16 protein-coding genes are annotated in these 19,739 nt (G+C 37.7%); 12 read left to right on the top strand and 4 right to left on the bottom strand.

Annotated features, from left to right (window positions below; all coding sequences use genetic code 11):
* Positions 1-30: 30 nt before the first annotated feature.
* The 7 genes from AC3E9U_RS07890 (at position 31) to AC3E9U_RS07920 (ending at position 7,124) form a co-directional block, all read left to right on the top strand.
* On the top strand, positions 31-492 hold the full coding sequence (locus AC3E9U_RS07890) for a hypothetical protein (RefSeq protein ID WP_488746359.1): 462 nt from the start codon (positions 31-33) through the stop codon (positions 490-492).
* A 178-nt stretch (positions 493-670) separates the two neighbouring features.
* Positions 671-1,774, top strand: coding sequence for a DUF6438 domain-containing protein (locus AC3E9U_RS07895; RefSeq protein WP_488746360.1), 1,104 nt, complete (start codon positions 671-673; stop codon positions 1,772-1,774).
* Between the two features lie 63 nt (positions 1,775-1,837).
* Positions 1,838-2,236 carry a HEAT repeat domain-containing protein gene (locus AC3E9U_RS07900; protein ID WP_488746361.1) on the top strand — a complete coding sequence of 133 codons (399 nt, stop codon included), beginning with the start codon at positions 1,838-1,840 and terminating at the stop codon, positions 2,234-2,236.
* Positions 2,226-2,855, top strand: a complete 630-nt coding sequence (locus tag AC3E9U_RS07905) for a hypothetical protein (protein ID WP_488746362.1) — start codon at positions 2,226-2,228, stop codon at positions 2,853-2,855. The genes AC3E9U_RS07900 and AC3E9U_RS07905 overlap by 11 nt, the downstream gene beginning before the upstream one ends.
* 360 nt (positions 2,856-3,215) lie before the next feature.
* The gene (locus AC3E9U_RS07910) at positions 3,216-3,836 is read left to right on the top strand and encodes a T9SS type A sorting domain-containing protein (protein WP_488746363.1); all 621 of its coding nucleotides are present in this window, start codon (positions 3,216-3,218) and stop codon (positions 3,834-3,836) included.
* A gap of 237 nt (positions 3,837-4,073) precedes the next feature.
* The gene (locus tag AC3E9U_RS07915; protein ID WP_488746364.1) at positions 4,074-6,467 is read left to right on the top strand and encodes an AAA family ATPase; all 2,394 of its coding nucleotides are present in this window, start codon (positions 4,074-4,076) and stop codon (positions 6,465-6,467) included.
* 258 nt (positions 6,468-6,725) lie between these two features.
* Positions 6,726-7,124: a hypothetical protein gene (locus AC3E9U_RS07920; protein ID WP_488746365.1), complete on the top strand. Its 399-nt coding sequence runs from the start codon at positions 6,726-6,728 to the stop codon at positions 7,122-7,124.
* A gap of 81 nt (positions 7,125-7,205) precedes the next feature.
* Here the strand turns inward: AC3E9U_RS07920 and odhB are convergent, their stop codons facing one another.
* The gene (odhB, locus tag AC3E9U_RS07925; RefSeq protein WP_488746366.1) at positions 7,206-8,420 is read right to left on the bottom strand and encodes a 2-oxoglutarate dehydrogenase complex dihydrolipoyllysine-residue succinyltransferase; all 1,215 of its coding nucleotides are present in this window, start codon (positions 8,418-8,420) and stop codon (positions 7,206-7,208) included.
* A 54-nt stretch (positions 8,421-8,474) separates the two neighbouring features.
* Entirely contained in the window at positions 8,475-11,243 is a 2,769-nt protein-coding gene (locus AC3E9U_RS07930; RefSeq protein WP_488746676.1) for a 2-oxoglutarate dehydrogenase E1 component, read from the bottom strand.
* Positions 11,244-11,352: 109 nt separating this feature from the next.
* On the opposite strand from AC3E9U_RS07930, the gene AC3E9U_RS07935 reads away from it, so the two are divergent.
* Positions 11,353-11,904: a hypothetical protein gene (locus tag AC3E9U_RS07935; RefSeq protein WP_488746367.1), complete on the top strand. Its 552-nt coding sequence runs from the start codon at positions 11,353-11,355 to the stop codon at positions 11,902-11,904.
* On the opposite strand, the gene AC3E9U_RS07940 is transcribed toward AC3E9U_RS07935, so the two are convergent.
* Both AC3E9U_RS07940 and AC3E9U_RS07945 read right to left on the bottom strand, forming a co-directional pair.
* Positions 11,888-12,238 (bottom strand): hypothetical protein, encoded by a 351-nt coding sequence (locus AC3E9U_RS07940; protein ID WP_488746368.1) that lies wholly within the window; start codon positions 12,236-12,238, stop codon positions 11,888-11,890. The genes AC3E9U_RS07935 and AC3E9U_RS07940 overlap by 17 nt on opposite strands.
* A 39-nt stretch (positions 12,239-12,277) precedes the next feature.
* Positions 12,278-13,252, bottom strand: coding sequence for a polyprenyl synthetase family protein (locus AC3E9U_RS07945; protein WP_488746369.1), 975 nt, complete (start codon positions 13,250-13,252; stop codon positions 12,278-12,280).
* Between the two features lie 139 nt (positions 13,253-13,391).
* Here AC3E9U_RS07945 and AC3E9U_RS07950 point away from each other — a divergent pair, with 139 nt between their 5' ends.
* From AC3E9U_RS07950 to AC3E9U_RS07965, 4 genes are all read left to right on the top strand, one after another.
* Entirely contained in the window at positions 13,392-13,988 is a 597-nt protein-coding gene (locus AC3E9U_RS07950) for a TetR/AcrR family transcriptional regulator (RefSeq protein WP_488746370.1), read from the top strand.
* Positions 13,988-15,319, top strand: a complete 1,332-nt coding sequence (locus tag AC3E9U_RS07955) for a TolC family protein (RefSeq protein WP_488746371.1) — start codon at positions 13,988-13,990, stop codon at positions 15,317-15,319. Before AC3E9U_RS07950 ends, AC3E9U_RS07955 begins: the two co-directional genes overlap by 1 nt.
* 9 nt (positions 15,320-15,328) lie before the next feature.
* Entirely contained in the window at positions 15,329-16,393 is a 1,065-nt protein-coding gene (locus AC3E9U_RS07960) for an efflux RND transporter periplasmic adaptor subunit (RefSeq protein ID WP_488746372.1), read from the top strand.
* A 69-nt stretch (positions 16,394-16,462) separates the two neighbouring features.
* Complete coding sequence (locus AC3E9U_RS07965) at positions 16,463-19,639, top strand: efflux RND transporter permease subunit (RefSeq protein ID WP_488746373.1); 3,177 nt, start codon at positions 16,463-16,465, stop codon at positions 19,637-19,639.
* The last annotated feature ends 100 nt before the right edge of the window (positions 19,640-19,739 follow it).

Raw genomic sequence — 19,739 nt, forward strand, 5'->3', positions numbered from 1 at the left:
TAAAGCCGGCGAGACGTTGTGTGTTATTTTATGAAAAACATTATCTTACTATTATTTATCCTTTCATTAAATTTATCAAATGCTCAATCAAATAATTTGAATTTGAGTACTCAAAATATATATTCCGAAGTACTAAAACATTACATTGAAAGAATTGATTATTCTCAAGCAAAGGAAATTTATATAGTAGACAATTCAATTATTTTAAAAACTTTACCAAGTGAAATAAGTGGATTTAAAATCAAAAATTTTGAAAAAAATGAAGAATCATTAAAGGTCTTAAAGCAAAATGACGATAATATAATAGCGCTAAATTTATCCGATTTGAGAATTGAAAATGGCTTATTTTATGTTGAAATTTCAGATGTTTTTATAAGTAGAAAAGGCAAAAAAATTGATGTAGATTATTCTGATATAACAAAAATTAAAGTTTATTTTAAATTGAATTGCAATAATTCTTCATTGGAATTTGAGAGCATAACTTTCGAATAAAAACAACACATAACAGCGGTTTTAAGAAATTGGGATTTAGTGTTTAATGGAACGATCTTTTTGTACATTTGGCTTTAGTCCTAGTGGAATGGTTTGGGAAACTTCTTAAACCCGGCGGGACGTTAGCAGTAATCCTATGAGAACGACAATCATAATTTTCTTCCTTTCAATTGTAACCTTGTATTCCTGCAAGCCAAAAACGAACCAACAACTTGAAAAAGATATTGTTGGCGAATGGAAATATATAAGAACACAAGATCCTAGAAAACCTAATGATGAATTATTGCCACCTCCTCCACCATTTGGAAGAAGTGCAATCGGATATATTTTCTATGAAAACAAAAATTGTGAAAACAAACTCGGATACTTCAAAAGCACTGAAGAAGCAGAACGAGAAGATAGAAAGATCATCTATCTTGGCACTAAAACGAAATACAAAATAGAAAACGACAGTCTGAAAATTTTAGACTTATCCGACAGAACCTGGAAAAGCCAAAAAATAGTTTCAATTGTTGGCGACACATTAATATTTCAAGAAAGTGACAGTGTATTTGTAAAGTATGCAAAAACTAAGTACAAATTAAATCCGAAAGAAACCTATGAGAAAATTATAGTTTCTTCATCCGGTTGTTTTGGAACTTGCCCAATTATGAACATTAGTATAGACATAAGTGGCGAAGTTTTATTTTGGGGAGAACGCTACAATACGGAGAATGGTTTCTTTTCTTCCAAGATTTCAGATGGCGATTTTCAAAATATAATAACCACTTTCAAAAAAGCAGACATACCAAACCTGAAAGATGACTATCAAGCGAACTGGACTGATGATGAAGAAATAACTGTAGTATTTATCAAAGACCATAAAATAGTAAAATCAATAACTGATTATGGTAAACAATCTCCGAGAGAACTCTTTTGGGCCTATACACCTGTTAGATTTTTATATCAACAACTAAAATTAACACCTTTAAAAAAAGACAAATCCAACTTACCAACATGGGGCATAGGCTTACGTTTTGAGAAAGGACAAGCTATTTGCGATTTATCAAAAGCAGAAAGTTTTTACTTATTGACAGAAATTTTTAAAGGAAAAGAAGTTTCCTCAAACATTTCATTGAAATATAAAATCCAATATTGGACAAAGGAAAATAATAAAGAAACAATTTTTACAGACGGACAACTTTTTAAGTTTGCTGGCAAAACAATCGACATTGGTTACAATTTTCTGACTGAAAATAATTTACAAAATAGATTTAGACTTAAAGACGAATACGGAAGGTAAAGAACTGCTGCTAACAGCCGGGACGTTAGCTGCCATTTAACACCAAAAAGAACTTACTGTTTTATGACTATATTCGATAAGATTTTTGGAAAGAAAATCAAAGAAAATCAAAGTTTTTACAATCTTGAGTTAAGTCAAGATGAAATCAAATTTATTGATAAATTAAATAATTTAGCTCCTGATAATCGTCTTGGAAACATCATGTCGTTGGGCGATTCCGGAGACCCGAAATATTTAAATATATTACTTCATTCCATTCTTACTGATAAAGATATTGATGTCAGGTTCGCAGGGCTGAAAAGATTGTTGAACTTTAATGAGAAAGAAAAAATCAAATCCTTTCTGATTAATCTCAAGCACAGTAAAAATTCAAAGTCTCTTGAACCCTATTTGTCAATGGCTTTATTGAATTTTCAAATAATTACAGAAGATGAATTTGAAAAAATAATAAATGGCAGCTAACAGCGGCTTTAAGCAATGGCATGCCTCAATTGAACTAAACAGAATGAACAGAAACGAAACTAATCAAAAACTAGCTATTGACGATTTTCAATTTTATCAAAATATTGAAAAAGCTCTTGCGATTAAACTTGGGCTCCCAGAAATAAATTGCGGGACTCAAATAATTAGAAATGAAAAAGGTTGGCGAGAAAATGAAAAAGAAATCGAATCAATATGGATTGTATTTATAACCAGTTCATTCGTAGGTTGGGGCGGCGTTTTTTCTATAAAATTCAATGAAAATAATTTTAGAGAAAATTCAAATCCTGATGAATTACTTCAAGGTGTTTTTTCATTTGATAGTAGCGAGATTAAAGACATATACACTGAATCATTACCAAACACTTCTGATAAAATTGTAGAAATTGCAAATTTTAATCTATTCGATGCTGGTAAAGGGATTACTTTAGATGGAGTATCTTATAATTTTCACATCATCACAAACAATATTAACACCAACATAAAACTAAATAATCCTCAAACGGAGGAGTGGAAAAAATGGGAAGCTGAAATATTTAATATCGGAAGCAAACTTTCTATTAACTCAAACCTAACAGAGCTAATTAATTTATTTAAATAAGAAAGCTGGGGTACAACCGGGTTTTTGTACTAGTCCGGGCTGGATTTTTGGATTGGTGGTGTTTACACTTCTCTCTTATTTCTCAACTTTCGTCCCTTCAAACTTTTCGGTATTCTTGTAAACAGCAGCAATAATAAATCTCGTTCCAATAGCGCAGGATTTTTTTTTATGGAGGCACTACTTTTTCATTGTTGCATTTTTCCATAAAAAAATATTTTTTTGAAACAGGTTTTGTCATGCAGAGAAAAGACCTCAAAACAGAACCACTTTTGACGATTGTGCAAGTGTTTTTCTATAATAAAATTTGTAAGTATAATCTGAAACTAACTATATTTACGAATCGCATACAAACAACCTTCTATGAAAAAAATAATTACGTTAACTATCCTGCTTGTCAATTTGATAGGTAACGCACAATGTCCTGCTCCCTCAAATTTAATCTCATCCACGCCGTTTCCCGGCGCAGCACAAGTAAGCTGGACCGAAAATGGAACCGCTACCTTTTGGGAAATAGTAGTAGTACCTGATTTTTCGGTTGGAGACCCCTTACCCAATGGCAGTGGGATTCCAGCCTCTACTAATCCAATTCTGCTGACCAATTTACCTCAGACAGGATGTACTGCTATTTTCATTCGATCCGGTTGCTCACCAACTGACTTTAGTCCATGGGTAGCTGCAGCTGCTCCAAATTGTACCTCTTATGTTTGGTCCTATATGGCTACCTTGTCAAATGAAAACTTTGCTACAGATTCAGCTGCCGGTGCATTGCAGCTCTTTCCGAATCCGGCCAGCTATGTCGCTCAGATAAAAAGTGACCGTAAAATTGAAAAAGTGACCCTGTTTGATGCGCTGGGCAAAGCAATCGTAGTCCAAACGCAGAACACCAATGAAATTAATGTAGAAAATCTCGCAAAGGGAATTTACATCATGGAAATCGCTACGAAAAAGGGAAAGGTGTACCGAAAATTGATTAAAGAATAACGCCACCAAACATGAACAATCCTTCCGATTACTGAAAAAAACAAGAAAGGCTGGAATCGATTTACGGAGCATAATTATAAACTTCAAAAGGTTTGTACGGCTTCTCAAAATATCACCAGATTTGGTGATTGTGAAGGTGTTTTTTTATGGTTAGGTTTGTGGGGACTCGTTGGTTGTATGTATTTACGGGTTATGGTCAATGCTACCCAGATACACAATCACACATAACAATTAAAAATGATTACAAAATTCAATTCAATAACTAATCTTGCTGTTTTCCAAAATTTTAGTTGGAATGCAAACATTCGTGATGACGGAAACAATGTAGTTTTATTTAAACCAATCAACATTTTATATGGTCGTAATTATTCTGGAAAAACAACGCTATCTAGGATAGTTAGAGCATTAGAAACAGGCATTATTTCTGATAAGTACGAAAACCCTCAATTTGCAGTTAGTATTCAAGGTATTGCGGACACAACACAAAATAATCTAACATCACACGGAAAGAAAATCCGAGTATTTAACGAAGATTTTGTTAAAGACAATCTTCGCTTCATTGTGAATTCCGACGAAAGCATCACACCATTTGCAATAATTGGCGGTAATGCAACAATAGAAACTGAAATACAAGCACTAAAAAATGTTTTAGGAAGTAACAAAGAAGATAATGAAAGTGGATTATATCTTGAGCTTAAAAATGCTTCAGCAACAGAAAACACTGCTCTGCAAATATATCAAACGGAAAGTAGCAATTTAAACCTCCAATTAACAACAAAAGCATTAGACAGAAACACAGGCATAAAATATAGGTCCGATAAATTTGGTGATCAAAATTATACAACTGCAAAACTATCTGCAGATATTGCTTCTGTTTTAAAAACTTCTTTTCAACCTTTAACAGATACTGAAGTTACACAAAAGCTTAATTTGTTAAACGAAAGGGCAAATGCAGACGTTCCACCAATTGCAAAACCTAACTTGGATTTAAACTTGATTAATACAAAATCTAAAGATCTTGTTACAAAATCAATTAGTAGTTCAAACAAAATTGAAGAACTTTTAAAAGATGCTGTTCTCAATCGTTGGGTAAAAGAAGGGAGGCAAATACACAAAGACAAACTTGAGCAATGTTCGTTTTGTGGGAATGACATTTCACTAGAGCGTTGGAATAAACTTGACAGCCATTTTGACGAAGAATCGGAAAAATTAGAAAAAGAAATTGAAATGTTAATTTCCGAAATTGAAAACTCAATTGGTATTGTTGACATGCAATTGCCAATTAATAAAAATTCTTTCTATTCAAAATTTCATACGGATTTAGATACTTTAATTTCGAAAAAACAACAAGTAATCCACAGCATAAAATCTGAATTAAATCGCATCAAAGCAAGCCTACAAGAACGTAAAGAAGATCTTTTAAATTCAAAAACGTTTATTGACATAACGGACAATAGTAAACAACTTGAAGATTGTTGGACAACATTTGAAAGCTTCAGAACTCAGGCAAATGATTACAGTAGTTCATTAGAAAACGAACAAAACAAAGCAAAAAATTTATTAAGATTAAAAGAAGTTAGTGATTTTATCGCTACAATACAATACACGAATGTAACAGCAAGAATATCAACCTTAAAAGCAACTTCAGACAGTGAAACACAAAGTAAGCGAGAAATAGAGCAGAAAATTCAACAACAAATTGCAACGATTGAAGAAAAAGAACACCTAATGAAGGACGAAGAAAAGGGAGCTTTAAAAGTAAATGAGTATTTAAACAACTTTTTCGGACACGACTTTCTAACATTAAAGGCAATAGAAGAGGCAGATACTTCGGGTAGCAAAAAAATACGATTTGAAATTGTAAGAAATGGAAGAAAAGCACATCATTTAAGTGAAGGAGAATGTAGTTTAATAGCATTTTGCTATTTTATGGCGAAGCTTGAAGATATTGAAACTAAAGGCAGCAAACCAATTATATGGATAGACGATCCAATTTCAAGCTTAGATAGCAACCATATTTTTTTCGTATATTCTCTGATTAATGCTGAAATTATTGCTAAAGAAGAGTTTGAACAAATATTCATTTCTACACACAATCTTGATTTTCTAAAATATTTAAAACGTATTAAACTTGAAAGAAACAAGAATGAATTTTTTATTATTTCAAGAGAAGGAACAAATAGCATGATTAAGTTAATGCCAAAATATTTGAAAGATTATACCACAGAATTTAATTACCTTTTTGAACAAATATATAAATGCGCTAAACAAAATGATTTATCAGAAGAAAGCCATCATGTTTTTTATAATTTTGGAAATAATGCACGTAAATTTTTAGAAGCGCTTTTATTCTATAAATACCCTTCAAGAATTGACAACCAGACAAGCAATGCAAACTCAAAGAAATTATTAAAATATTTTGGAGATAATCATCAAGCAACTATTTTAACAGACAGAGTAAATAATGAATTATCACATTTAGAGGAAATATTTGATAGAGGAACAATACCAGTAGAAATTCCAGAAATTAAAAAAGTTGCACAATTCATTTTAGATAAAATCCAACATAACGATAATGACCAATATGAAGCATTACTTGAAAGTATAGGAATTGAAATTGAGGCAGAATAAGGACTGCCCCGCTGCGCAAAGTCTCCCGACTTTGAGCAATACTATTTAAAATACCACTAAGTGTGAAACAAAAAGAAAGCTACAGCATTAAATTGTAGCTTTTTGTTTTAGAAATGAGCACGCAAAGTCAGGAGACTTTGCGTAGCACGAGGTTTTTCGAGCAACGCATTTCATAACATATTTTTCTTAAATTTACGGCAACGGCGGCCAAACCCCAAAACCATATGCGCCAGCTTAAAAAAAACCTAATCTGAAAACATGACAAAGAAAAAATACAAACCAGAATCCTTTCTGCCTGCAAAAATGGACACCCTATCCAAAAAAGATATTGAAGAAATTGCCGTTAAAATTATTGCAAGTTTAGATTTCAAGTCTAAAAAACAAATGCAACTTTTAAATTCTATTCCTTTCAATACCACTACTTTTCGCAGAGACTTAAAAGATAAATTTGAAAGCTTGGAAAATCTCGAAAATGAAAAACAACATTTAAGGAATGAGCTCTTTGTTGTGGATCAGGAAATAATCTCAAAAAATTATAAAAGCCAATTCCGATTCAAACATTTTCTATCGGATAAACAGATCGACGTTACCTCAAACCGACAACTCAAAGAGTTAATCCGAGAATATAAAAAACTGAAAAACCAAACCGGCTCCTAACAGCAAGCCGTGCCCACAATCAAATTCATAAAAAAATCCCGCCTATCACTAAGCGGGATTTTAATTTATAAGATAAAACTATTAAAGTTCTAACGCTTTCTTAGGATTATTATCCATCAAGATTTCCATTGGGTTTTCCAACGCTTCTTTAACCGCTACCAGGAATCCAACTGACTCACGTCCGTCGATGATTCTGTGGTCGTAAGATAACGCCACGAACATTACCGGAGCGATAACGATCTGACCGTTTTTAACGATCGCTCTGTCCACCACATTGTGCATTCCTAAGATACCCGATTGTGGAGGGTTGATGATCGGTGTAGACAACATAGAACCGAAAACACCACCATTAGAAATCGTGAAGGTTCCGCCTGTCATTTCATCTACAGTGATTTGTCCGTCACGGGCACGAATCGCCAAACGCTTGATTTCCGCTTCAACTCCACGGAACGTTAAGTTTTCTGCATTACGAACTACCGGTACCATTAATCCTTTAGGACCAGAAACCGCTACAGAGATATCACAGAAATCGTAAGAAACTTTTTCCTGACCGTCGATCATAGAGTTTACATCCGGGTACAATTGTAACGCACGCGTAACCGCTTTAGTGAAGAAAGACATAAAGCCTAATCCCATTTGGTGTTTCGCTTTGAACTCTTCTTTGTACTGATCACGGATTGCGTAGATCGCACTCATGTCTACCTCGTTGAAAGTAGTCAACATCGCTGTTTCGTTTTTAGCCGATACCAAACGCTCAGCTACTTTACGACGCAACATTGATAATTTAGTTCTTGATGAACCACGAGAACCACCAGTTGGCGTACCCATAGAAGGAACTGCATTTACAGCATCTTCTTTAGTTACTCTTCCACCTTTTCCAGTTCCAACGATATCTGTTGGCTGGATGCTTTTCTCTTCTAATATTTTTCTTGCTGCAGGTGAAGGCGCGCTTGTAGCATAGGTTGTTGCTGCAGGAGCCGGAGCTGCTTTTGGAGCCTCAGCTTTAGGAGCTTCTTCTGTTTTTGCAACTGCAGGAGCACCATTGCTTTCTGGTTTTGCAGCACTTGTATCAATTAAACAAACTACCGCACCTACGGCTACTGTATCTCCTTCTTCCGCTTTAAGCGTGATTATTCCGCTCATTTCAGCTGGCAACTCTAAAGTAGCTTTATCTGAATCAACCTCGGCAATTGCCTGGTCTTTTTCTACATAATCTCCGTCTTTAACTAACCAAGTAGCAATTTCTACTTCTTTGATTGATTCTCCCGGTGAAGGGACTTTCATTTCTAAAATCATCAGTATATAATTTTATAGGTGTTGTTATTATCTTACTTTATCAAAAATACAATTTTATTGGAATAAATTCTTGTCGAAAACCATCGCGATAGCGGCTGCATGACGTTTTTTAGAACGCACATAACTTCCCGCTGCCGGTGCACTGTATGCTTTTGGCGATGCTACTCTGAACTTCACTTCGTTGAAATTCATCAACAGGTAACCGTAAGCCCCCATGTTTCTTGGCTCTTCCTGTGCCCAAACGTAATCGTCTGCATTAGTATATTTAGCGATAACGGCTTTCATTTGCTCAACCGGTAACGGGAACAATTGCTCCACACGCACCAAAGCCACATCATTTCTTCCGTTCGCTTCTCTTTCCGCTTTTAAGTCGTAGTAGAATTTACCTGTACAGAACACCAATGATTTCACATCGGCTGCATTCACGTTTGCATCGTCGATCACTTCCTGGAATTGTCCGTTTGCAAATTCATCTACGGAAGAAACCGCCTCCGGGTGACGCAATAAACTCTTAGGCGTGAATACTACCAATGGTTTACGGAAGTTAGTTACCAACTGTCTTCTCAACAAGTGGAAGAAGTTAGCCGGCGTGGTACAATCTGCTACATACATATTGTGGTTGGCACACAACTGTAAGAAACGCTCCATACGAGCCGAAGAGTGTTCCGCACCCTGGTTTTCGTAACCGTGAGGCAACAACATTACGATTCCGTTCTGGTTGTTCCATTTGTCTTCCGCTGCCGAAATGTACTGGTCGATCATGATTTGCGCTCCGTTTCCGAAATCTCCAAACTGTGCTTCCCAGATCGTCAACGCGTTTGGATTGGCTAAGGCATATCCGTACTCAAATCCTAAAACACCATATTCCGACAAGTGTGAGTTATATACAAAGAAATTTCCTTTTTTGTTTGGAACGTGATTTAACAAGATCACTTCTTCTTCTGAATCTTCCACTTTTACTACCGCGTGACGGTGTGAAAATGTTCCGCGCTCTACGTCCTGACCGGAGATACGAACATCGAAACCTTCTGTCAGTAACGAACCGTAAGCCAACATCTCTCCCATCGCCCAATCCAATTTATCGGTTTCGAAGAACATGGTTTTTCTGTCGCCGATAAGTTTCGTGATCTTGCTGATGAATTTTTTGTCTGAAGGCAATTCCGTTACCGTTTTTGCAATTTCGGTTAAAACCGCTTTATCCACTTTAGTTTCAAACTTCTGAAGCATTACATCCGCTTCTGCCTGCTTGAATCCTTCCCACGCATCCTGCATGAACGGCTTGATAACCGTCAAATCTCTTTTACGGGATTCTTCAAGGCTTTGCTCAAGATTCGTTTTGTATTCTGTTTCCAATTGGCCCACATAATTCCCGTCGATAGAACCTTCTGCTTTTAATTTCTCAGCATAGATATCTCTTGGGTTTTTCTGTTTCGAAATGGACTTGTATAATTTTGGTTGGGTGAAACGAGGCTCATCACCTTCGTTGTGCCCGTACTTTCTGTATCCTAACAGATCGATGAACACGTCGGTTCCGAATTCCATTCTGTACTCTAAAGCGAATAACATTGCGTGTACCACAGCTTCTGCGTCTTCCGCGTTAACATGCAATACCGGCGACAACGTTACTTTTGCGATATCCGTACAGTAAGTCGATGAACGTGCATCTAAGTAGTTGGTTGTAAATCCAACCTGGTTGTTCAACACCACGTGGATGGTTCCACCGGTTCTGTAACCGTCCAGTTTGGCCATCTGTATGATTTCATACACGATACCCTGACCGGCTACTGCAGCATCCCCGTGTACCGCGATAGGCAATACTTTTGAGAAATCGTCTGCGTAATATTTATCTTGTTTTGCACGCGCAATCCCTTCGATAACCGCTCCTACTGTTTCAAGGTGTGAAGGGTTTGGTGCTAAATTTACGTTGATTTTTTTGCCGCTTTGTGTTTGGCGGTCGGCTGTTAAACCTAAATGGTATTTTACGTCACCATCGAACAAAGCATCATCATCATAATCTTTTCCGTCAAATTCGGAGAAGATATCCTGAGTTGATTTTCCGAAAACGTTCGCCAATACGTTCAAACGGCCACGGTGTGCCATTCCCATCACGAATTGCTCTACGCCTTGGTCCGCAGCTGCTTCAATTAAGAAATCCAAAGCAGGGATAGCCGATTCGATTCCCTCTAACGAGAAACGTTTCTGACCAACATATTTAGTGTGAAGGAAGTTCTCGAAAGAAACCGCTTCGTTTAATTTTTTAAGGATACGTTTTTTCTGGTCAACATTGAAACTTGGTTGGTTATCGTTGATGTCTAAACGTTTTTGGATCCACTCGATCACCTTAGGATCACGGATGTACATGTACTCGATACCGATAGCCTCACAATATACTTTGTTCAGGTGGTTTAAGATTTCCTGTAACGTACAAGGGTTAAGGTTTACGATTCTTGCTGCATCAAAAACAGTGTTCAGATCAGCAGAAGACAAACCGAAATTTTCGATCGCCAAATCCGGAGAGTAGGTTCTTCTTTCGCGAACCGGATTGGTTTTGGTGAATAAATGCCCACGGGTTCTGTAACCGTCGATCAATTTTAAAACGTTGAATTCTTTTTGAAGTTTATCCGAAACCACAGAACAATCTGCGCCGTCTGCCATGTTCATTAATCCCTCTACAGGACTTCCGTTAAACTCAGTAGCAAAGTCAAATCCCTGGAAAAAACTCCTCCAGCTTGGCTCTACGCTATCCGGGTTTTGTAAATATTGATCGTATAAGTCGGCGAAAAATGCCGTATGTGCTGCGTTTAAAAAGGAAAACCTATCCATAACTCTGTCGAATGACGATTTTGGGTTAAAAAAATTTTTACGCAAAAGTACAATTCTTTACAATAATCTTCTAATGTTTTTCATACTTTTATATCATAAAATATTCCTAATGATGAAGTTGAAAACAAACCTGCCTCGTTTTTTAACAATAGTTCTGACTTGTTTTCTTTTTTTAACATCAACTCTCACCATTCAGGCACAGTACGACAGCATTCCGAAACAAAAAAGTGATTTTTGGCAAAGACTGCAATTTGGCGGCGGTTTGGGTTTGAGCATCAGCAACACTTACACCAATATTTTAGTTGCACCCGGAGCGCTTTACCCTATAAATCAATATGTGGCTGTGGGCTTGGGATTACAGTACAGTTATGTACATGAAAAAGATTTTTACGACTCGCACATGTACGGTCCAAATTTCGTAACATTGATCAACCCGATTCGCGAACTTCAACTTTCTGTAGAATTGGAACAATTGCGCGTTAATAACACTTACGATTACGTCCCGGAAATAAAAGAGGATTTTTGGAATACCGGTTTGTTTTTAGGATTGGGATATCAGTCTCAAAATGTGACGGTTGGTTTTCGCTTCAACCTTCTGTACCAGGAAGACAAAAATGTGTACGGACAAGCGTGGATGCCTTTTGTCAGAGCCTATTTCTAAACCAGACTTTCTGCCATTCGCGCTTCAAAATCAGGAAGACCACCTGTTCGGACAAATCCACCAAATCGGAACCGTCCAGTTTTTTGACCTGATCTTCAGGGACATCGATAATGTATAGCAGGTTCAGGTACTCCGCAAATTTATACTGAATCAGGCGATAGACTTTTTCATGCAATTGCACTTTCAGGTCAATGGGAGAAATAGCCGGAGAGAAATCAACACTTTCGTTGGCAAACGTAAAATCCTTATTGATCTGTTCCACCAATTTTATATACAAAGCTTCTTTCTGAGCTTCAGAAAGCAACAAATCGGTATTTTGAGGAGCTATATACATGATAAATCCAATCTCTTTTCTTCTTTGCTCTTGTTCTTTTTACACGTTTCGGTTCATCAAATTGTCACCAAACGTTTTCAGAACTTCTTTCTTCGCGGTTTCGATCTGCATTCTATCCAAAGTATCAAACGCTTTGAACGTGTATTCTTTAATAGCCTCCTGCGTAGCTTCGCTGGCACCGGTTGCATCAAAAATTGCTTTTACCGAATTGATCTTAACCGTATTGTCGTTCGGTTGAATCGAAAACAGATGTGACAATTCTTCTTTCTCCGAGGCCTTGGCGAATTCCATAGCCTTCAGGTAAAGATAAGTCTTTTTATTTTCAATGATGTCACCGCCCACCTGTTTCCCAAAGGTTTCCGGATCACCGAACGCATCCAGATAATCATCCTGCAACTGGAAAGCAATTCCCAGATTTAAACCGAATTCATAAATCAGATTTGCATTTTCTTCTGAAGTTTCAGCAACGATTGCCCCCATTTTCATGGCAGCACCTACAAGAACCGCGGTTTTATATTCGATCATTTTAAGGTATTCCGGAATGGTAACATCTTCCCTGGTTTCAAAATCGACGTCCCATTGTTGCCCTTCGCATACTTCCAAAGCCGTTTTACTGAACAACTTAGCTAATGAACGGAATATTTTCGGTTCATATTGTTCGAAATATTGATATGCCAAAATCAGCATGGCATCACCGGATAAAATTCCGGTATTCACATTCCATTTTTCATGAACCGTCTCATGCCCGCGACGCAATGGCGCATCGTCCATAATATCATCATGGATCAGGGAGAAATTATGAAAAACTTCCACCGCTGTAGCCGCTGCCAAGGCTTCTTTACAGTCCGCATTGAATACTTCTGCAGCCATTAAGGTTAAGACCGGCCTCATTCGTTTTCCGCCCAGCGACAATATATAACGAATCGGTTCATATAAATTTTCAGGCTCCCTGTCGATTGAAATCTCAGAAAAATGATCGGAAATAATAGCCTGATAGTCTAAAATGGAATGCATGAAATTATTTTTCGGCTAAAGTACTTCAAAAGCGGGAGTTTATCAAATATTAAGCAAATGTTAATTTTTCTATAAAAACGCGGAAACTTTTTCAGTGTTTAAAGTTTCCAAGTACATTTGCATAGAATTTTACACGATTATGAAAGACAAAATCATGTCCAAAGCCAAAGAAATGTTTTTAAAACTGGGTTTTAAGAGCGTGACGATGGACGATATTGCAGGGGAAATGTGTATTTCCAAAAAGACCATCTACAAATATTTCTGCAACAAGGAAATTTTGGTGGAAGAAACGACAGCCAGAATACATAACGATGTCAACCAAAAAATCGAAGCATTAACACTGGAAAACTTCAATGCCATCGAAGAAAACTTTGAAATCCAGAAAATGTTTAAAGAGATGTTCAAATCGTACGATACCTCGCCGGTATACCAACTGAAAAAACATTATCCGATGATTTATGTGAAAATTCAGGAAAAAAGTATTGAATTCTGCAGTGGAAGCTTCCGACAGAATATTGAAAAAGGAATCACCGAAGGTTTATACCGGGCCGATTTAGACATTAAAACAGCGGTTGAATTTTATTACACGCTGATATTCAACATTAATGAAAACACCATTTACGAAAAAGATGTCCACGAAATGGAAATAAAAGCCCTGGAATACCACACCAGAGCGATCGCCACTCCGAAAGGAATCACGGAACTTGAAAAACACTTACAAAACCCTAATATATAATGAGAAAATTATTCCTAATAGCACTTTTAGCCGCTTTTTCCACAAAAGCCCAGGTAAAAGAACTTACCCTGAAGGATGCTTTGCAATATGCTTTGGAAAATAAATCCGAAGCGAAGAAAGCCAAATTAGAGATCGAAAAAAACGACTATAAAATCCAGGAAATCCGCTCGCTGGCACTACCGCAAATCGCTGCACATGGGGGACTGACATACAATCCCGTTTTACAGACCAGCGTTATTGACGGATCTGCTTTTGGAGCGCCCGGAACATCTATCCAGGCAACTTTTGGCCAAAAATGGGTTTCCACGGCAGGCATCGGATTAGACCAGGCCATTTTTGATTTAGCAGTTTTTACCGGATTAAGAGCAGCAAAATCCACACGTGAATTTTATCAGATCAACAGTCAGCTGACAGAAGAACAGATAATTGAAAGAGTTGCTACCAGCTATTACGCTGTTTATGTACAACGCGAAAGATTAACCTTATTGGACAGCACTTATACAAACACCGCAAAAGTGAGAGATGTTGTTCAGGGACAATACAACAACGGACTCGCGAAAAAAATAGACTTAGACCGAATCATAGTGCAGTTATCCAACATTAACGCCGATCGTCAGCAAGTCAGCAATCAGATCCAATTACAGGAAAATGCATTAAAATTCTATATGGGAATGCCGATAGAAACGCAATTCACCATACCGAAGTCGGAGTACGAAATAAACCTTGAAATCCTAACGGGTACCCCAAATACTCAGAACAGAACGGAATATTTGTTATTGAAAAAACAGGAAGAATTGCTAGGGTACCAAAAAACAGCAATTAAAGCCCAACTGTACCCAACACTCTCTTTATTTGCAGGCTACAACTATTTAGGACAAGGCCCGGAAATGCCATGGTTTGCACACCCGGCTAACGGCGTGTACTGGTCGGATTATTCGTCTGTCGGACTGACTATGCGAGTGCCTATTTTTACGGGTTTTGGAACACGTTCTAAAGTAAAGCAAGCGGAGATGGATATTAAATTACTTCAGGAAGACATTAAAGACACCCAACTTTCTCTTGATTTAGATTACAGAAATGCAAAAGCCCAGATCGAAAACAACCTGGTAATCATTTCGAATCAGAAAGAAAATATGCATTTGGCTATGGAAATTACGAAAAACACAAAGAACAATTACCTACAGGGATTAGCATCACTGACCGACTTACTGGACGCTCAAAATGCATCACTTGAAGCCCAAAACAATTACAACAGAGCCGTTTTAAATTATAAAATAGCCGAAGTAGCATTAATCAAATCAAGAGCTGAACTAAAAACCCTTCTAAAATAATCAACCTATATGAAAAAGTATATTACAACCACAATAATAATTCTTGTCTCCTTGGCTCTAATAGGCTATATCCTGAATAAAAACAAAGCCGAGAACAAAGCCAAAACAGACATCGTTGCTGAAAAAAATGCTGCTGTAGCGGTAAAAACAGCAACCGTAAAAACCGAGAATATATCCTTAGACTTCAGCGCGAACGGTATTTTTTCACCCATTCAGGAACTTACGTTCGCTGCCGAAAAATCAGGAAAAGTAATCAAAGTTTTGGTAGATGAAGGCGATTATGTAACCGTAGGACAACCGCTTTTGACTATGAGAGCCGATGTTATCAGCGTAAATGCCAATACCGCAAACGCCGTATATCAAAATGCTAAAGCGGACTACGATCGTTATGAAAACGCTTATAAAACAGGAGGAGTTACCAAACAACAATTGGATCAGGCAAAACTGAATTTAACCAATGCCAAAGCCAATTTAACCCAGGCAAACATTAACGTGGGCGACACTAAAGTTAAAGCGCCTATCAAAGGATATATCAACAAAAGATACATTGAGCCGGGATCTATTTTAACAGGAATGCCTGCCACACAAATGTTTGACATTGTGGATGTTTCTAAATTGAAATTAAACGTTACGGTAACTGAAAATCAAGTAGCAAGTTTACAGTTAGGGCAACCGGTGGCTATTTCTTCCACGGTGTATCCTGACAAAACGTTTTCCGGTAAAATTACTTTCATTGCCCCTAAGGCAGACGCGACATTGAATTTCCCGGTTGAAATCGAAGTGACCAACAATGCTAATAACAGTTTAAAAGCAGGTATGTATGGTACTTCAAAATTTGGTTCAAACCAAAAACAGAATTTAAAAGTTGTTCCGAGAACCGCGTTTTTGGAAAGCGTAAACAGCAACCAGCTTTTCGTAGTTGAAAATGGTAAAGCCAAATTAAAAAAAGTAGTTGCCGGCAGAATTTTAGGCGATCAGGTTGAAATTATTGATGGATTATCGGATGGTGAAAGCGTAATTATTACCGGACAGATCAACTTGCAAGACGGCAATGCTGTAGAAATTATAAAATAATCGTCCTGTAATTAATAGCAAAACAAAATTACACCAGGTACTCACTTGGTGGTAACAAAACAGACTTATATGAAACTAGCCGAAATATCCATCAAACGTCCTTCGTTGGTAATCGTACTGTTCGCGATACTAACCTTAGGGGGACTTTTTACCTATAGCCAATTGGGCTATGAATTGATTCCGAAGTTCGAGTCAAACGTTATTACAATTTCTACCGTATATCCGGGAGCTTCTCCAAGTGAGATAGAAAATACAGTGACCAAAAAGATCGAAGACGGAATTGCCTCTTTGGAAAACATTAAAAAAATCGATTCCAAATCATACGAAAGTTTATCAGTAGTATCGGTTACTTTAACCACGGAAGCTAACATTGACGTTGCGATGAACGACGCCCAACGTAAAGTAAATGCTTTGATCAGTGATTTACCAGAAGACGCTAAAACGCCTGCGTTGAGCAAGTTCTCCTTTAGTGATTTACCCATTATGACCCTTGGCGCCAATGCCAAAATGGACGAAGCCGCCTTTTATGATTTAATAGATAAAAAAGTAGCACCGGTATTGTCTCGTGTGCCAGGTGTGGCTCAGGTTAACATTATTGGTGGCCAGGAGCGTGAAATCCAGGTGAATTTAGACGCGTTGAAAATGCAGGGCTATGGTATATCAGTGCCACAGCTGCAACAAATTATTCTGGCTTCGAATCTTGATTTCCCTACCGGAAACATCCAAACCAGAAATCAGAAAATATTAATTCGTTTAGCCGGAAAATACAAAAGTGTTGAAGAACTGAGAAACCTTGTAGTTTCTTCGCAAAATGGAATTGACATTCGTCTGAGAGATATTGCCGATGTTCAGGACGCTCAGAAATTAGCCGAAAAAATTTCCAGAGTTGACCAGAAAAGCGCCATCATTCTACAGATTGTAAAACAATCCGATGCAAATGCGGTAGCCGTAAGTGAGCATTTAAAAGTATCGCTCGACAAACTACAAAAAGAATACGCTTCAAACAATCTTACTTTACAGATCGCCAAAGACAGTTCGGTTTATACCTTAGACGCAGCAGATTCTGTAATTCACGATTTATTTTTCGCCGTTCTTCTTGTTGCTTTTGTAATGTTGTTCTTCCTGCACAGTATCCGTAACTCGCTTATTGTAATGGTGTCTATTCCGGCCTCGTTAATTGCAACGTTCATCGGTATCTATCTGATGGGATACACCCTGAACTTAATGAGTTTACTGGGACTTTCGCTAGTTGTAGGTATTTTGGTGGATGATGCCATTGTGGTTCTGGAAAACATTTACAGGCATATGGAGATGGGTAAAAGCCGTATCCGTGCCGCATTTGACGGTACAGCCGAAATCGGAGGTACGGTAACTTCGATTACCTTAGTAATTGTGGTGGTATTTTTACCAATATCAATGAGCACCGGGCTAGTTTCGGACATTATCACACAGTTCTGCGTTACGGTAATGATCTCAACCATGTTATCCTTACTAGCTTCCTTCACGATTATTCCGTGGTTGTCTTCCCGTTTTGGTAAACTGGAACATATTGAAGGCAAAAACTTATTCGGAAGAATCATTTTAGGCTTCGAAAGATATTTAACCCGTTTTACGAATTGGATAACCGACTTATTGACCTGGTGTTTGGATCATTACATCAAAACAATTTTAGTGGTTTTGGTTTTATTTTTCGGTACTATTTTCGGTCTCTTTGGCGGAGGATATATCGGAGGAGAGTTTTTTGCCAGTTCGGATAGTGGGGAATTTTTAGTTCAGATTGAGATGCCGAAAGATGCTTCCTTAGAACAGACCAACTTCATGACGCAAAGAGCGGAAGCCTTTTTGAAAAAAGAACAATATGTTGAAAGTCAGTTTACCATTATCGGACAAACTTCAGAAGGATTTGCCGGAACGCAGGCGACAGCTTATAAGGCCGAAATCGATGTTAAAATGATTGATCAGTCCAAACGTTCTGATGATGCTTCGGTATTTGCTGCGAAAATCAAACGTAAACTCGAAAAAGAATTAGTCGGCGCTAAAGTAAAAACGGTACCGGTAGGTATTTTAGGAACTGCCGAAGATGCTTCATTAGCTCTAATTGTAACCGGACCGGATGTAAAAACAGCGATGGCATTTGCCAAACAAGCTGAAGCACAATTGCGTACCATAACCGGAACCACCGAAATCAAATTAACGGTCGAAGAAGGTAACCCGGAGGTAAACGTACAGGTGGATCGTGATAAAATGGCCGCTTTAGGTCTTACTTTACAAACGGTGGGTATGACCATGCAGACTGCCTTCAGCGGAAATACGGACGGAAAGTTCAGAGCCGGTGAATACGAGTACGACATCAATATTAAATACGATGCCTTTAACCGAAAAAGTGTTGAAGACGTAAGTAATCTGATTTTCGTAAACAATGCAGGACAACAAATCAAATTATCTCAATTTGCTGCAATTTCAGAAGGATCAGGGCCAAGCCAGTTGGAGCGAAGAGATAAAACGGCTTCTGTAACTGTACAGGGTCAGAATGTTGGAGTTCCTTCAGGAACCATTGTTAACGAATGGAAAACGAAATTAGAAAAACTTAAAAAACCAAATGGGGTAAATTACATTTGGGGAGGCCAGCAGGAAAACCAGGACGAAGGTTTTGGCACCTTGGGAATTGCATTATTGGCTGCTATTATTTTGGTTTATCTTGTGATGGTGAGTTTGTATGACAGTTTTGTACACCCGTTTGTAGTATTATTTGCCATTCCGCTTTCCTTCATCGGAGCTTTACTCGCCTTAGGATTAACCAATAACAGTTTGAATATTTTCACCATTTTGGGTATCATCATGCTTATCGGTCTGGTGTGTAAGAATGCGATCATGCTGGTGGATTATACGAATCAGCGTCGTAAAGCCGGCGAAACGATCCGTACGGCATTAATACAGGCCAACCACGCCCGTTTGCGTCCAATCTTGATGACTACGATTGCAATGGTATTTGGTATGTTCCCGATTGCATTAGCTTCCGGAGCCGGTGCAGAATGGAAAAACGGCCTGGCCTGGGTAATCATCGGTGGATTAATTTCCTCATTATTCCTGACCCTGATCATCGTTCCGGTGATTTATGAAATCATGGAGAAAATAGTTGCCAAATTCTCTAAAGGAGAAAAAATTGATTATGAAGCTGAAATGGTAGCCGATTATGTGCATAAAGAATTAAGTGAAGACGGTTTTAACCCGAAACACGAAATGTAATTTTAAATTTAGTTTTGTTGAAAAGACCGCTGCAGTGATGTGGCGGTTTTTTATTGCTTGCTTAAGAAACAAGAATGGCTGTCCCTTTCCGGTAACAGCC

This window comes from Flavobacterium sp. 21.1, from assembly GCF_057801535.1.